10 protein-coding genes and 1 pseudogene are annotated in these 15934 nt (G+C 61.8%); 5 read left to right on the top strand and 6 right to left on the bottom strand.

Annotated elements, in window-relative coordinates; translation table 11 throughout:
- Nucleotides 1–62 precede the first annotated feature (62 nt).
- The 6 genes and pseudogenes from SB822_RS33935 to SB822_RS33960 all read right to left on the bottom strand — a co-directional run bounded on the left by SB822_RS33935 (nucleotide 63) and on the right by SB822_RS33960 (nucleotide 8557).
- A pseudogene (locus tag SB822_RS33935) lies at nucleotides 63–2749 on the bottom strand (CoA-binding protein).
- A 69-nt stretch (nucleotides 2750–2818) separates the two neighbouring features.
- Nucleotides 2819–4111, bottom strand: coding sequence for an ATP citrate lyase citrate-binding domain-containing protein (locus tag SB822_RS33940; RefSeq protein ID WP_410856604.1), 1293 nt, complete (start codon nucleotides 4109–4111; stop codon nucleotides 2819–2821).
- A gap of 430 nt (nucleotides 4112–4541) precedes the next feature.
- A complete protein-coding gene (locus SB822_RS33945; protein WP_410856605.1) occupies nucleotides 4542–5840 on the bottom strand; it encodes an MFS transporter in 1299 nt (432 codons plus the stop codon).
- Between the two features lie 215 nt (nucleotides 5841–6055).
- Nucleotides 6056–6370, bottom strand: coding sequence for a DUF4148 domain-containing protein (locus SB822_RS33950; protein WP_410856606.1), 315 nt, complete (start codon nucleotides 6368–6370; stop codon nucleotides 6056–6058).
- Between the two features lie 137 nt (nucleotides 6371–6507).
- A complete protein-coding gene (locus SB822_RS33955; protein ID WP_410856679.1) occupies nucleotides 6508–7839 on the bottom strand; it encodes a sensor histidine kinase in 1332 nt (443 codons plus the stop codon).
- Between the two features lie 34 nt (nucleotides 7840–7873).
- Nucleotides 7874–8557, bottom strand: a complete 684-nt coding sequence (locus tag SB822_RS33960; RefSeq protein WP_410856607.1) for a response regulator transcription factor — start codon at nucleotides 8555–8557, stop codon at nucleotides 7874–7876.
- A gap of 114 nt (nucleotides 8558–8671) precedes the next feature.
- On the opposite strand from SB822_RS33960, the gene SB822_RS33965 reads away from it, so the two are divergent.
- The 5 genes from SB822_RS33965 to SB822_RS33985 all read left to right on the top strand — a co-directional run bounded on the left by SB822_RS33965 (nucleotide 8672) and on the right by SB822_RS33985 (nucleotide 15757).
- A complete protein-coding gene (locus SB822_RS33965) occupies nucleotides 8672–9364 on the top strand; it encodes a response regulator transcription factor (protein ID WP_410856608.1) in 693 nt (230 codons plus the stop codon).
- A 96-nt stretch (nucleotides 9365–9460) separates the two neighbouring features.
- The gene (locus SB822_RS33970) at nucleotides 9461–10948 is read left to right on the top strand and encodes an efflux transporter outer membrane subunit (protein ID WP_410856609.1); all 1488 of its coding nucleotides are present in this window, start codon (nucleotides 9461–9463) and stop codon (nucleotides 10946–10948) included.
- Complete coding sequence (locus tag SB822_RS33975) at nucleotides 10945–12156, top strand: efflux RND transporter periplasmic adaptor subunit (RefSeq protein WP_410856610.1); 1212 nt, start codon at nucleotides 10945–10947, stop codon at nucleotides 12154–12156. Before SB822_RS33970 ends, SB822_RS33975 begins: the two co-directional genes overlap by 4 nt.
- The gene (locus SB822_RS33980; protein ID WP_410856611.1) at nucleotides 12153–15260 is read left to right on the top strand and encodes an efflux RND transporter permease subunit; all 3108 of its coding nucleotides are present in this window, start codon (nucleotides 12153–12155) and stop codon (nucleotides 15258–15260) included. Before SB822_RS33975 ends, SB822_RS33980 begins: the two co-directional genes overlap by 4 nt.
- Before the next feature lie 122 nt (nucleotides 15261–15382).
- The gene (locus SB822_RS33985) at nucleotides 15383–15757 is read left to right on the top strand and encodes a hypothetical protein (RefSeq protein ID WP_410856612.1); all 375 of its coding nucleotides are present in this window, start codon (nucleotides 15383–15385) and stop codon (nucleotides 15755–15757) included.
- The last annotated feature ends 177 nt before the right edge of the window (nucleotides 15758–15934 follow it).

Genomic DNA, 15934 nt, shown 5'->3' on the forward strand with positions numbered 1-15934 from the left:
TTAACAGGGGTGCCGTCACTACCGTTGCGCGTAAACGTCAGATCGGCGCGCGGTACACCGATTTATGCAACAACGCCAGTGCGCGTGTCGAGGTTGCGGCCGCGATTCAGATGGTCGTCGATTTCGGCCGCACAGCCGATCATCCGGCCATACAGGAACACGGTGAACGCAGCCGTTTCGAGGGCCTTTTCCGGGAGCGCACCCGCCCGATAGCGGGCCCACAACATCTTCAGCAACACCGAGGCGATGACCGCGTCGACGTTGACGGCGAACACGTTACGCGTGACCTGTTCGTCGTAAAGCGCCTGGACCAGCGCGCGATAGTAGTTGTGGAACACGTTGTATTCGCCGCGCGCCTCGAACCGCTGCCGCACGAATGCCTCGCGCGGATCGATGTTGACGGGCTTACCCTTGAACACAGGATGGTTGATGCACGGGAGCGCTGCCAGGGGCACGCCCAGTTCCTTGCGTTGCGCCCGCACGTCGCCGTAGGCGCGCGCGAAATCCGACGCCATCGCCTTCAGGTCGAGACCGTGCGACGGGTCACCCGGATCGATGATGGGTGCATCGCGGAAACGCTCCAACAGGAACGACACGCCCTCGAAGCCGTTGCCGCCATGCGCGTAGCCGGCATGAGTCAGGAACCCGACCATCGCCTTGTTCAACTGCACGCGTTCCGGCGTCTCTGGACCGTCCGCGGACACCGCGCCCTTCGCTCCTTGCGCGGATATCGCGCCCGGCCCGTTCGTGAGCAGCAGGCCCACAAGTGTCTGGAAACCAAACAGGTCCGTGTCATCGGGCATGTCTCCGAGCAAAGCGGTACAAGCGACCTCCGTCAGCGAGCGCTGTCCGAGAATCTGTTCCATTGGAACGCCGCAAAAACGCTCCGCTTCGTGCCGACTCGCCTCAACCGATGCGCCAATCAACGTGCCGAACAGATGCATCCACCACGGCAGCGCTTCGACCGTGAGCCGTGACACGCGCTTGCGCATGAGCGGCCCCCACGCAAGCGTCGCGGCGATCGCGGCGAGCACCGCGTCGGCTGTCGGCGGTCTGTCGAGCGATTGCAGATAACGGATGAAGACGGACTTCGCGCCTCTTTGGACAAGACCGGCCAACATCGCCTCGGCCTGTGCATCTGGTTCCGCGCAGGTGAGCGACGCCCGCATCCCGTAATCGGCGCACAGCGTGGCAGGGTCGAACGCTTCGTCGAGCGCGTCGCGCAGTTCTGCAGACGTGCCGAGATCGACGAGCATTCGCAAGGCGACGCACGCACCCGCCACACGACGCGGCCCGACGATGCTCGCGGCAGCAGCAAGCACGCTGTTCGGCGCGTTGCCTGCTTCGCGCGCCGCCTGCGCAGCGGTGAGCGTCGCGTCGCCATGCAGATTGACGAGGGCGCCGACCGCGACGCTGACAAGCTTCGCGTCGTTTTCGCCGCCGGGCTCGTGAAGCAGCGCGAGGCACAGGTTCGACTCCAGCGAGTTCTGCGCGGCCTGCAGTACCGGCAGGCCATGCAGGCTCGTCACCTGGCTGCCAGGGTCCATCGGGAGGCGCCTGACGCGTCCTTCATGTTCTGACGCGGCAGCACGATACCGACTTGCTGGTTCAGCGCGGCAATCTGCGTGTCATACGGCGGCATCGCCGTGACCACCGGCAAGTCGAGTGTCACGGGCAACGCAAGTCCCCGCGACGAGCGGAACCACGGTTTCAGCGCGAGATCACCCTCGGGTGCGAAGTCGGGCCGGGTGCCGTTCTCGCGCATCACTGCCGTGAGCGCCGCTGGAATGTGGGCGATGTTCGTCACAAGCGCACCCTTTGCGCTGCATACAGGATCATCCGGCATGAACGGGCGATCGACGCCGAACTTGTCGAGGAACCAGCGCTCCTTGCCGGCGGCATCGTCATGCCCGCCGGCCAGTGCACCCGCGTGGCCGACCGCGCGCGTCAGCTTCTGCTTCCAGCGGCCGACGACGCACGCCACCACCGGCTTGCCGAACTGCGCATCGAGTTCGTAGTAGCCACCCGGTTCCGAATACAGCACGGCCGCCTTGCTGCGCGCGTCGTTGGCCAGCGCGAACGCAAACTCCGGCGCTGCGAAGTGGATGTAGACGTCCTTGCCACTCGACATCAGCGTGGTCGTGCCCCAGCCGGCCATACGCAGGTAGGTGGCAATCGTCGTCGTGAAGTTGCCCGAATTTGAGAAGATGGCTATCGAGCCTTTCTTCAGTGCCTCGTCGGGACTGTCGCCGCCAAGCGCGCCGCCAATGCGCACGCGATTCCACGAATCGGCGACACCCAGGCTATTGCCGCCGAAGATGTCGATCCCGTTCTGCTGCCCCATCGCGCGAATTTCGCGCGAATCGTGCACGGACAGCTTCTCCGTGACGATGAAGATCTTCTTGAGGTCCGGGTTGACGCGAATCAGTTCCGCGACACCATCGCGTGCCGCAGACGGAGGCAGATACACGACGCCGCAGTTGAAGCGGTGCCCGTCCTGCAGACCCTCCAGTACATTGTTGTACACGGGAATATCGCCAACCCGCGTCTCTAGCACCTGCCCGCGGCGTCCAGGCGACGTGCCGAACACCACGTTCCCGCCGGAATACGCGTGGCCGACGGGCGTCACCTGCCGCGATTCGCCGCCGAGTATGTTCAGTACGCAAACCCGATCCTCGCGGCTCGCCGCCTGCGCGAGCGAACTGATGCCGACGTAGTAGCGGAAATCGCCTACACCCTGATTGAACATGTTTGCCTCCAGATTTGTCTGTGCGTCCAGACGTGTTGTGATGTGTCGAGACGCGTTGCGCTCGCCGCGTCAAGCCGGCGCGCTTTCGTCCCGCACCGCATTCAACGTCGCAGCGATCTGCTCGCGGCCGCCCGCTTTCATCCATGCGTCCGCCGCTCTCGCGTACTGGATCACCTCGCTGATGTCCGAGTCGAAGCCGAAAATGCTGTACGGCAAGCCCAGCGCATCGCAGGTATCGCGCATCGCGCCCATGCCACGCACGAGGTTCGGGCCGCCGCGTCCGATCACCACGTACAGCGGCGTCGGCCCGTTCTGGCTGAAGTGCTCGCGCAATGCGTCGGCCATGGCGCGCAAGGTCTCGAAGATGTCGGTGTTGTTCGACTTGCCGCCAACGATGAAAAGCACGTTGGTCTGCTTCAGCCAATGCCGAAAGCAGATTCGCGCTACTTCCTTCATCTTTTCGTACGGCGGATTGCCGCCGAAGTCAGATGAAATGATCGCGTCGTCGCCGAGCATTTCCGACACCAGCGAATTGGCGCCGCCGCCGAAGGTCGGCGCGAGGATCGTGCCGCGCTCGTTGATCACGTAGACGTCGCTTTGCCCCTGGTAAGTCCGCAACTGGTTGATCTCCGATTCGAAATCCGAGTAATCAACCGAGAACAGATGCGCGGGCAGGTTAAGCCGTTGCCAGCGGACGTCGTCGCGATCGAAACCGCATTTGAAATCGCATGCGACCGGCATGACGCGGCCATCGCGGCCGGGCTGCATGCGGATCGGGTTGAGTTCGAGCGTAGTCATGCCGAAGTTGTGATACAGCTCCCACAGCTTCGGCAGGTGTTGAATCAGAGGCGAAATAATTTCCCTCGGTGCATTGAGACGCGACAGCGCGTTGGCAACCACGAACGCCTTGAGACCCGTCAGCGGATCGAAGGGCACATGCGCGATCATGTCCGCGTCGAGTTCTTCGATGTCAACACCGCCGTGATGCGTAAGCGTCATTGTCGGAGCACGGAAGTGGGTCGAATCCGTGATCGAGAAGTACACTTCGTGCTCTGCCGGAACCGCGCCCTCAAAGGTCACGCCATTCGCTTTGGCTGTCTGGTGGCCATGCGTGTGTTCGACGAAATAGAGCCGCTCCTTTTCCTTGAGCGCCGTTCGCAGGTCACTGGCGCGCCCGACCAGTCCAGCCTTCCCTTTCTTGCCCACGCCGCCCTTGAATACCGGCTTGACGAACACCGAGCCGTGACGATCGATCAACGCCTTGATTTGCTCTTCGCTGGCGTCGGGCCCCAGCACCTCCGAAGCGGGAAAACCGCCGAACTCCAACAACTGTGAGCCATACAACATACCGGTGACTTGCATGTCGTCTCCTTGCGAGTTGTTTCGTGGATGGCTTGCGAGCCAATATTGCCCAGGCAGTACTGCACGTTCGATGCGGCCATCAAAGGGCCTACGCGTCCAGGCCCGCGCAACACGGTCACGGGAGTGACCAAAGGCTGGGGGCTAGAGGTGTCTGTTAACTACGAGGCGGAAAGGCAAACATCATCAGGTGTCGTCTCCGAAGTGGCGGCTTCGTGGCCGCTTGAAGGAAGGCCGGTAAGCGTGTATAGGGCAAGTCCTATGCCATTGCGCCGTCTGCCAATGAATTTCTCAAGCGATTGATTTAATGAGTTGTTTCTCTCGAGACAGAGTCGCGATATGCCGCTGGATTCGGAAAACTCAGAAAACAGTCGTCTGCGCAGGCTGAGATTTCAGTCATGCGTGTGCGATGAAAACGCAAACCCTGCCGAGCTTATGGGCCGAGCCCGAACGGTTCGCGCAGGGCGTTTCTGCGATAAAGCACAAGTGTCGCGACCAGTCCGCACGCGGCGGCGGCGGATAGCCACAGACCCGGCGCCGCTTTGTTGCCCGTAGCGTCGACCAGATAGGTCGAAATCGCCGGCGTAAAGCCGCCGATGGTCGTTGCAAGACTGTAGGCGAACGAGAAGCCTGCGGTACGCGCGGCCGGCGGCATCAGTTCGGTCAGCGCCGCCACCATCGCGCCGTTGTAGGACGCGTAGATGAACGACAGCGACAATTCGACCGCAAGCAGCCGGCTGAACGCCGTTGCGTGGGTCAGCCATTGCATGGCCGGATAGACGGTTATGATCGCCAGCGCAGTGGATGCGATCAGCACCGGGCGCCGCCCTATTCGATCGGACAATGCGCCGCTAAGTGGCAGCCAGAATAGATTTGAGACGCCGACGCAAAGCGTGACAACAAAGGTATCCGCCGACGAAAGTCCGAGCACGTCCTTGCCGAAAGTCGGCGTATAGGCGGTGATGAGATAAAACGCGACGGTCGTCATCATGACGAGGCCCATGCCGGCAATCAGCACACGCCAGTTGCTGAACATCGACGTAACGATGGTCGTCATCGGCGGGTGGCTTTTACGCGCAAGGAAGTCGTCGGTCTCGTGGATGGAGCGGCGGATGATAACCAGAAAGGGCACGAAAGCGCAGCCGATCAGGAATGGCACGCGCCAGCCCCACGCGCTCATCTGGTCGGGGAGCAGGAGGCGCGGCAGCAACACGCCGATCAGCGAGGCAACGACGACAGCAAGTTGCTGACTACCCGATTGCCACGAACAGTAGAAACCTTTATGCCCGGCAGGCGCGATCTCCGACAGGTACACCGAAACACCACCGGGCTCCGCACCAGCCGAAAAACCTTGCAGCAGCCGGCCGAACAATACCAGCATGGGAGCGGTGAGACCGATTTGCGCGTAGCCCGGCGTGAATGCAACCGTTGCCGTCCCGACCGCCATCATGAGAACCGTGAGGATAAGCCCCTCGCGTCTTCCGTAACGATCGATGTACGCGCCGAGCACGATAGCGCCGACTGGCCGCATAAGGAAACCGGCGCCGAAAACCGATAACGAAAGCATCAACGACGCAAAATCGCTGTCTGCTGGGAAATACGTTCTGGCGATGGCCGACGCGTAGTAGCCATAGACCATGAAATCGTACATCTCAAGAAAGTTGCCACTGGTGACCCGCAAGACGGAGCGGAGTCTTGACTCTCGAGGCGAAGCTGACATTAATACACTCATGTGAATGACGTGACCGTGCGAGGCGAGCGCGGCGCACAGCGTGTCCGTGCCGGCGCTTCAGCCGGACATCGACGGGCAGATACTCGCGCCGTTCCTGAATCGGCGCAAAGAACGCACATGAGCCTCGCGACGCCGGCGCCTGCACTGCCTCGTCCGATATCTGGCCGTTTGCGATAACCTGGCCAATGGACCCTCTTTGTGGCAGACAGGACCGCTTACGAACCACCGCCGACAGATTGTGTCCCCGCTGTTTGCGTCGTCGCGCCGCAATCGGCGACAAATTTCGCATGCAGTGCTTTCTCCGCGCGCGTAATATCCCGCGGATATTCTTGATCGTTTCTCGCCGGCTGATAACCGACCGATTCAAGTTCAGATAGCTCTCGCATCAGATCGCGATGAGTGACCTCGCCTGTGACAGGCGCGAACGGGTATGCGTGACATTCCGCTGCCGAAAGTTTTCCCATTGCGCTTGCGGACGCACTTATCAGCATCAATGCAACAATTGAGGCGAGTTTCAACTTGCTATTCATTCCAGACTCCCGTTCGTGACAAATGGCGCAGTCCCATCGTCATCGAGCGCATGCAAATGAACGCTTGACGACGTGAGTGCGCAATCACGATAGCGCTTCACTTCGTGCGATCGGAGGTCTTAAAGATGAAAGTTAATTCACGCTAGCCGCTCGCGATCCGCGGTCCGGCGTATCAATTGAACGGTGCAACCCAGGGGAACATCGAGGATATCGACGGACATGTCGTGCATGGCGGCAATCGCGTAGGTAAGGCTCAATCCCAAGCCACTGCCTGGCTTGTTCCGGCTCTCTTCCGCGCGATAGAAGCGACGGAAGACAGATTGCCGGTCCGCGGCAGGAATGCCCGGTCCCGTATCGGCAATGCGAATGCCGAAAGCGGCTCCTTCGCGAAACGGCTCGATCCGTACATGACCGCCGTGCGGCGTAAACTTGATCGCGTTCTCCAACAGGTTGCCAAGCGCCTCGAACAGGAGGTTCGGTTCACCACGCATCGAAAGCCGTCCGCAATCTCCACGGCGATAGTCGAACGTCACGGACTTTTCGTCGGCCATCGGTTCGTACAATTCGACCACGTCGTCCATGACCGCCGCGAGGTCGATATCGACGAACGACGCAGCGCGAGCGCCGCTTTCGATCTCCGAGATACGCAGCAACGCGTTGAAGGTGCGCAAGAGTCCGTGCAGTTCGTCGATCGCATCGTCGATCACCGCGCGGTAGTCCGCCGGATCGTGCGCGCGGCGCTGCGCCCGCTCGAGGCTCGCCAGCAGTCTTGTCAACGGCGTGCGAAGGTCGTGCGCGATGGCATCGCAAACGCCTTTGACTTCGTGCATGAGTCGCTCGATATCGTCGAGCATCCGGTTGACGACCATCACGAGCCGGCCCACTTCGTCGCTCTCGGTGGCAAGCGGAAGCCGCCCCGTCAAGTCGCCTTCCATCACTATCTTGATCGACGCCGTCAGCTTGTCGAGCCGGCGCACGGCAGCCGTACCGAACGCGATCGCGCTCGCCATGCCGATCGCAAGCATCGCGACTCCAGCGATTACCAGGGCGTGCAGCAATTCTTCATCGAAGTGGTCAATATCGCGCGTCACCTGGCATTGCAGCGCGACACGGCCGGCATCCAGGCGTTCGGCGATGCAGCGCGCAGGCGATCCGCTCACGCTCTCCGTGGACAGGATACGCATCGAGAAAGGCTTGCCGAACTGGGGAATCGGCGGCCGATCACCGGTGTAGGCACCGGCGATGCGCCGGCCTTGCGCGTCGAAAAGCGCGAATGGAAACTGGCCGCGCGGATCGATAGTGGTATGGTGCTCAATGGCTGCGGCGACGTTTTGCGGCGGCTGGCGCAGCAATGCTGCGTGCTCGCGCATGAGCCAGTCGTCAACGCGCTCCAGGTCGAAGCCTGTGATCTGGATGTAAAGGTAGCCGAACAGCAGCACCTGGACGACGCCAAAGGCGGTCACGAACATTGCCGCAAGACGAAAACCGGTCGTGCGGCTAAGCTCAATCAGGCGCACGGAACCGGTATCCCGAACCGCGAACGGTTTCAATCAGATTCATCGTACCTTCCGGGTCCAGCTTTTTTCTAAGCCGGCTGATATGCACATCGATGACGTTGGTTCTTTCTTCCAGCCGGTAATCCCAGACCGCTTCAAAGAGCATCGTGCGGCTAACGATCTGCCCGGCGTGCCGCATCATGAATTCGAGCAGCCGGTATTCGCGCGGCAGGAGGCTTACCTGGCGCCCTGCGCAGGTCACCTCACGTGCGAGCAAATCGACATTCAGTGCGCCCACGCGGTAATGGTGGACCGCCTTAGGCGCATCGTGGCGTCGTGTCAACGCATCGAGCCGCGCCGTGAGTTCGATGAATTCGAACGGCTTGGTCAGGTAGTCGTCGCCGCCCGAGCGCAGTCCGCGCACGCGCTCGTCCACTGCCGACAGCGCGCTTAGTATCAGCACAGGCGTCCTGATGCCAGCGCCGCGTAAGACCTTCAGGACCGCCAGCCCGTCAAGATCGCCGCCGAGCATCCGGTCGAGCACGATCGCATCGAACCGCTCGGCGGCCGCGAGCAGCAGTCCTTCGTTGCCCGTTTGCGCGGTGCGGATTGAATAGCCGTGATCTGACAGCGCGCCGACAATTTCGTCGAGCGTCTGCCGGTCATCCTCGACAATGAGTATGTTTGTCATGTAGCAGATCAGGAAACGTTGCCGTGGAAGCGCCGCCGGCAACATGCACGCGCCGCGGCCAGCAATTGTCAGCCAGTAGAATAACGCGCTGTCGACAGAGTCTATATTTGAGCCATGCGCATACTTATCGCCGAAGACGACGCGCGCACGAGCCGCATTCTCGCGCGCGGCCTCACAGAAAGCGGTCATATCGTCGATACGACGGGTGACGGCGCGACCGCCCTCGCCCTCGTGCTCGAAGGCATTTATACGGTAGTGGTGACGGATCGGCGTCTTCCATCGCTTGACGGCCTCGAATGGGTTCGCCGCCTGCGCGCCGAACGCAACGCGACACCCGTACTGATGCTGTCGGCCCTCGCGAGCGCAAACGATCACACTGATGGCCTGCGCGCCGGCTGCGATGATTACCTTGCGAAGCCCTATGTGTTTGCCGAGCTGCTCGCTCGCGTCGAGGCGCTGGCCCGGCGACGCGACGCGTTGTATGCCCACGACACGCTGCGCATCGGCGATCTGACAATCGCGGTCCAGGAACGCACCGCAACGCGCGGCGGGCGCGATCTGAACTTGCAGCGTCGCGAATTCCTGTTGCTCGAATGCCTTGCGCGCAATGCGAGGCACGTCGTAACCCGCAGCATGTTGCTCGAAGCGGCCTGGCCATACGAATTCGAGCCGCGTGCGAATGTGATCGACATGCACATCAATCGTCTGCGTAACAAAGTCGATAAAGGCTTTCCGGTCGCGCTGATTCATACCGTCGTCGGGGCGGGCTACGTACTCAAACCCGATAATGGTACGCGCGCCCCTTGATCCGATGCCACATTAAATTTATTTAATGTTCGGGCGACATTGTCGAAAGCAGGTCGCCATTAGGCTAGCGAAGTTTCTGTCTCCTAGAGCATTCAGATGCTTCGTTTCCGGCTTGCCATCGCATGGCTGCTTCTCCTGACTGCGTTGGCCGGGTGCTCACTCGTTCCCGCATACCATCGTCCCGCGACGCCTACGCCCACGCAATGGGACGGAGCGGACGCGTCGTCGCTCGCTGGCACGCTGCCCGTCGAAAGCGGCTGGTGGCGCGCGTATGACGACACGACGCTCGATGCACTCGTCGGGCGCTGCCTCGCGCATAACTTCACGCTGGCCAATGCCGTCGCGACGGTGGACGAGGCTCGCGCGAACGCCGAGCGCGCGGGCGCCCCACTCTTCCCCGCACTGACGCTGAATGGCACATTCCAGCGTGGCCATAACCCCACTAGCAATTCGAGTGCGGGAAAGCAGAATCTCTTTGCGCAAGCAAGCTACGAAGTGGACTTCTGGGGCCTGAATCGTGCGAATGCGAGTGCCGCGGACATGATTGCGCGTGCGTCCGGCTTCGACCGCGACACCGTCGCGCTGACGTTAACTGCATCGGTCGCCGACACGTATTTTCAGGTGCAATCGTTGCGGCGGCGCGTTGCACTCGCGCAAGCGGTAGCCGACGACGCCAGCAAACTGCTCACACTCGTGCTCGCGCAGCAAGCGGTGGGCGTCGCTACGGAGCTGCAGGTCCAACAGCAGCGCAATGCGCTTTCAACATTCAACGCAGCCGTACCGGTTCTTCAACAACAGCTCGAACAGAACATGCATCTGCTTGCGACGCTTGTGGGTGAAGCGCCAGAGCAATTCAAGGTCCCGGACGTTGCACTCGGAGGGATCACGATTCCCGAACCGCGCCCAAACCTGCCCGCGACGCTGCTCGAAATTCGCCCCGACATCCGCGCGCAAGAAGCGAGGCTCGAGGCCGCCAACTTCGATGTCGGCGCCGCGCGTGCCGCCTTCTTTCCGAATCTCGTCCTGACAGCCGCGGGCGGCTTCGGTACGAACTCGCTATCGAACTTTCTCTCGAACCCGCTCGGCGCTGTGGGCGCATCGCTCATTGCACCGTTGTTCGAGGGCGGTGCATTGACCGGACAGCTTCACATGAATCAGGCCGCCGTACGGCAGGCCGTGGCCAACTACCGGCAGACGGTCATCGCGGCTTTCCAGGACGTCGAGGATTCGCTCTCCGCAGCGGCGGGCCAACGCCAGGCAGAAGGCGCAGATACCGATGCTGCCGACGCCGCGCGCAAGGCCGCGTTGCTCGCACGACAGCAATACACGGCGGGCACCGTCGATTTCCTCACCGTGCTCGATGCCGAGCGCACCCGCTACCAGTCCGAAGACACGCTTGCGCAAGCGCGGCTCGCGCGGCTGCAAGCGTCGGTGAGCCTGTTTCGCGCGTTCGGCGGCGGCTATGGTGCGAGCGAGACCGAGCCGCTTAACGCGAACACCGGCGGCAGTCCTCAACACCCGCAAACACCCGAACTGGCGGCACGCACACCGCCTGGTCCGTTGATGGAGCCCAGTGCACAATGAATGAAGTCGTCGATGAGATTTGTCTGGAACGAGATACGCGCAAGCGCCGGCGTGCCGCTATTATCGCCCTGCTGCTTCTTGGCCTCGTCATCGCACTTGCCTGGCGGCTCTGGCCGCGGCATCCGGTGGCTGCCCCAGTGGCCGCGATCCCCGTCGATGCCGGCACGGCGATCGTCGCCGATTTTCCAATCCGCGTGGTCGCCGTCGGCACCGTCGTGCCACTGAATATGACCGATGTGAAAGTGCGTGTCGATGGCCAGTTGCAACGCATTGCGTTTCGCGAGGGTCAGGATGTGAAGGCCGGCGAGTTACTCGCGCAACTCGATCAAGGCCCGCTCACAGCGCAACTGGAGCAGGCGGAAGCCACGCTTCGCAAGGACAGCGCGACGCTCGACAATGCGCGGCTCGATTACCAGCGCTATACGAAGCTCGCGCCGATCGGCGCTGCGACGACGCAAATGGTGGATAGCGCGAAGGCGAAAGTCGATGAGTTGCAAGCGACCGTTGCCGCCGATGCGGCCATCGTGCGCAACGACCGCCTGCAACTCGGCTTCACGAAGCTCGTTGCCCCGTTCGACGGACGCGTCGGCGCACGGGAGGCGGACGTGGGCGCAATCGTGCATACGACCGACACGACAGGGATCGTCGCGGTTACGCAGATGGCGCCGATCCAGGTGCAGTTCTCGGTTCCCCAGGACGTGCTGCCGCAATTAGTCTCGAGAGACAAGAGGGGCGCGCTGCCCGTCACAGTCACCGCGCGTTCGGGCGGCCCCGCGCTCGCCCAGGGCTCGCTTGTTTTCATCGATAGCCGCGTCGATCCCGCCAGCGGGCAGGTCATGCTGAAAGCCTCATTCCCGAATGCCGACCGCACGCTGTGGCCCGGCCAGTTCGTCGATGCGCGCCTTCTGCTGCGGACCGAAACAAACCGCATCGCCTTGCCGAGCCGCGCAATTATGAACACGCAAGACGGATCACAGGTTTATGTGGTGGCGGCGAACGGCACGGCGCAGCTTCGTCCCGTCAAGACGGGCGTTACTGTCGACGGCATGACGGAAGTGACGCATGGCGTGCAGGCCGGCGACACGGTCGTGTTCGACGGACAGAGCCGGCTGAACCCGGGTGTGCATGTTATGGTCAAGACCGTCGATGCGAAAGCCGCCGCCGGAACCGGCGCAAGCGCACCGGCGAATACGGAACTGCCTTCATGAAGCTGCTCGAGTTGCTCATTCAACGGCGTGTCGCCACGTCCTTTCTCGCCATCGCCGTGGTGCTGGTCGGTCTAGTCGCGTATTTTCAGCTGCCGGTCGCGCCTTTGCCGCAGGTCGATTTTCCGACCATTCAGGTAACGGCGCAGTTGCCCGGCGCCAGCGCGGAAACGATGGCGACCGCGGTAGCGACGCCGCTCGAGCGGCAACTGTCGAACATCTCGGGCGTCACGCAGATGACCTCGTCCAGTTCGCTCGGCACGACGAGTATCGTCATTCAGTTCGATCTGTCGCGCGATATCAACGGCGCGGCGCAAGACGTGCAGACTGCGATCAACGCGGCTGGCGGCATGCTGCCCAAGGACTTGCCGAATCCGCCTACCTACCAGAAAGTCAATCCCGCCGACTTCACGATCATGTCGATCGCGCTGACGTCGCCTACCCTGCCCTTGACGCAGCTCGACAGCTACGCCGAAGATTTCCTCGCGCAGCAGATTTCCCAGATGCCTGGTGTCGGCCTAGTCGATTACCACGGGCAGCAGCGTCCGGCGCTGCGCATCCGGCTCGACCCCGACAGGCTTGCTGCGCGCGGGCTCACACTCGAAGACGTGCGCTCGTTGGTCGGCGTCGAAACCGTCAATGCGCCCAAAGGCACGCTGAACGGACCGGACCGCTCGGTCGTGCTCAATGCGACCGACCAGTTGATGGCGGCAAAACAATACGCTGCGATGGTCGTCGCATACAAGAACGGCGCAGCGATACGCGTCAGCGATCTTGGGGACGTCATCGACGGCCCGGAAGACATGCACCAGGCCGCGTGGCTGCAGCGCGAGCCGGCTATCGTTCTGGATATCCACAAGCAACCGGGCTTCAACGTCGTGCAGACGATCCGCAATATCGAGGCGCGCCTGCCCGCGCTCGAAGCGGGGCTGCCTGCGGCGGCCCACGTGCATGTCGTCGGTGACCGCACGCAGACGATCGATGCCTCCGTCCATGACGTGCAATTCACGCTGATGCTGACCATCGCGCTCGTCGTGATGGTGATCTTCGTCTTTCTGCGCAACGTGTGGGCGACCGTCATTCCGAGCCTGACGATCCCGCTGTCGATCATTGCGACATTCGGCGCAATGCATCTTCTCGGCTACAGCCTCGACAATCTGTCGCTGATGGGGCTAACCATTGCGGTGGGGTTCGTCGTCGACGATGCCATCGTCGTTATCGAAAACGTGATGCGCCATGTGGAGGAAGGCGTCCCGCCGATGCGCGCAGCGCTCCTGGGCGTGATGGAAGTGCGCTTTACGATCGTCTCGATGACGATCTCGCTGATCGCGGTGTTCATCCCGATCCTGCTGATGGGCGGCATCGTCGGCCGGCTGTTTCGCGAGTTCGCCGTGACGATCAGCGTGGCGATAGTGATGTCGGCTTTCGTGTCGCTGATGGTCACACCGATGCTGTGCGGCTGGCTGGTTCGCGCGCCCGCCGAGGGCAACCCGAATGGCCGCATGCGATGCCTCGAAAGATGGCTCGAGGCCGGTTTTCGCCGGACCGAACAGCGCTATGAGCGCGCGCTAGACTGGGTGCTCAGGCGCCAACGCCTGATGCTCGTGGTGATGATCGTGACGGTCGCTGCGACGGGCGTGCTGTTCGTCCAGATCCCAAAGGGCTTCTTTCCGCAGGAGGACTCGGGGCTGATCATGGGCATCGCTCAGGCGACGCCCGATATTTCTCCCACCGCAATGTCGGCAAAAATGCGGCGGCTCGGCGACATCATCATGACCGATCCCGCAGTGGACAACGTGTACTACTGGATCGGGCCGACACCGACGATCAGCCAGGGTCGCCTGATGATCAACCTGAAGCCGTTCGGCCAGCGCACCGCGAACGCGACACAGGTTCTTGCGCGTCTGAAGCGGCAGACGACGGGTGTGCAAGGCATCGCCTTGTCGATGCAGGTGCGCCAGGACATCCAGGTAGGCGGCCGGATGAGCGCCGCACAATACCAGTACACGTTGCAGGATTCGAACCTCGCTGAACTCGCGCATTGGTCGCAGGTGCTGACGAAACGCTTCGCGACGCTGCCGCAACTCACCGATGTGTCGTCTGACCTGCAGGCCTCGGCGACCAGCGCAACGCTCGTCATCGATCGCGATACGGCATCACGTCTCGGCATCACCGCGCAGATGATCGACGACACGCTCTATGACGCTTTCGGCCAGCGGCAGGTCGCAACGATGTTCACGCAGCTGAACCAGTATCACGTCGTCGAGGAAGTGGACCCGAAGTTTCAGCTCACGACTGACGCGCTCTCGCGACTCTATATCCGCTCGCCCACGACGCAAGGGCTTGTGCCGCTTAACCTGATTGCGCGGGTTTCGAATGAGGTCGCGCCGATTTCCGTCAACCACCAGGGGCTGTTTCCGTCCGTGACGATCACCTACAACCTCGCTCCGGGTGAGTCGCTCGGCAACGCCGTCGCGGCCATCCGCCAAGCCGAGGCAGCGGCCGGCGCACCCGATACACTGACGGGGACGTTCCAGGGCACCGCGCAAGCATTCCAGGCTTCGCTCGCCAGCGAGCCATATCTGATCGCCGCCGCGCTTGTGGTCGTGTATCTGATTCTGGGCGTGCTTTATGAAAGCCCGATCCATCCGCTGACCATCATTTCGACGCTGCCGTCGGCTGGACTCGGCGCACTGCTCGCACTGATGCTGTGCGGGCAGGACCTGTCGATCATGGGACTCATAGGCATCATCCTGCTGATCGGTATCGTGAAGAAGAACGCCATCATGATGATCGACTTCGCCGTCGTTGCCGAGCGCGAGCAGGGCCTGTCACCGTTAAAGGCCATCCGGCAGGCGTGCGTCCTGCGTTTCAGGCCGATCATGATGACCACGCTGGCCGCGCTGTTCGGCGCGGTGCCGCTTGCACTCGGCCATGGCGCGGGCGCCGAACTGCGCGTGCCGCTTGGCATCTCAATCGTCGGCGGGCTGATTGTTTCGCAGATGCTGACGCTCTTCACCACCCCCGTCATCTATCTCTGCTTCCATCGTCTGACGGGTCGCTGGCGGACCGCGCGCAATGCGCGCTTCTCACCGTCGGCGGAATGAGCTTATGGCGGAACTGGCGCCTGTATTTGTAAAGAAAGTTTCATCGGCGCATCGCGCTATTTCAGAATGCGACGGATCGTGCAGTCCATAATCTTCTTGTCCTAACGTTCGAGGAGCCCACGATGCAGCGCCCAATGAGCGTCGAAGTCATCGACGAGTATGGAGAACAGGCGGTCCGAATTGCGATCGATGATGCCGTGGCATTGCTCGGCGCTGAAGACATCGATGCACTGATCCAGCATTTGAGCTACATTCGCGCCGGGATGCAGCCCGAAGTGCAGAAAGTGCCCTCTCGCGCGCAGCAATACGTGCTCGAGATGGACCCATGCTGGCACTCCGAAAAGCATCCGTTGTATGACGGCGCTGTAGTGATGCTTCGGCATAGCGGACTAGGGTGGTCAGCCTTCGCATTGCCCACGCACAGCCTGCAGAAGCTGCGCGACACTTTGACGCAGCACCTCGCCGCCCTCGAAGCAGAGCATTGCATGCCAAATTAGTCGCGTCTACAGCAGGCGCGCTGCGTACGGCCATTCGCATCTAACCTAGCGCTCGCGCGGGAACGCCCACGCGGCAGCGACTCATGAAAATTAAAATAATTTTCATGAAACTGATATCCGATCGAGATGACGGTTCCGTTAAGCTTTTATCATGGTCCCAACTCCACCCTGGCTTCA

It is taken from the genome of Paraburkholderia sp. SIMBA_054, assembly GCF_046534875.1.
Taxonomy (GTDB): domain Bacteria; phylum Pseudomonadota; class Gammaproteobacteria; order Burkholderiales; family Burkholderiaceae; genus Paraburkholderia; species Paraburkholderia hospita.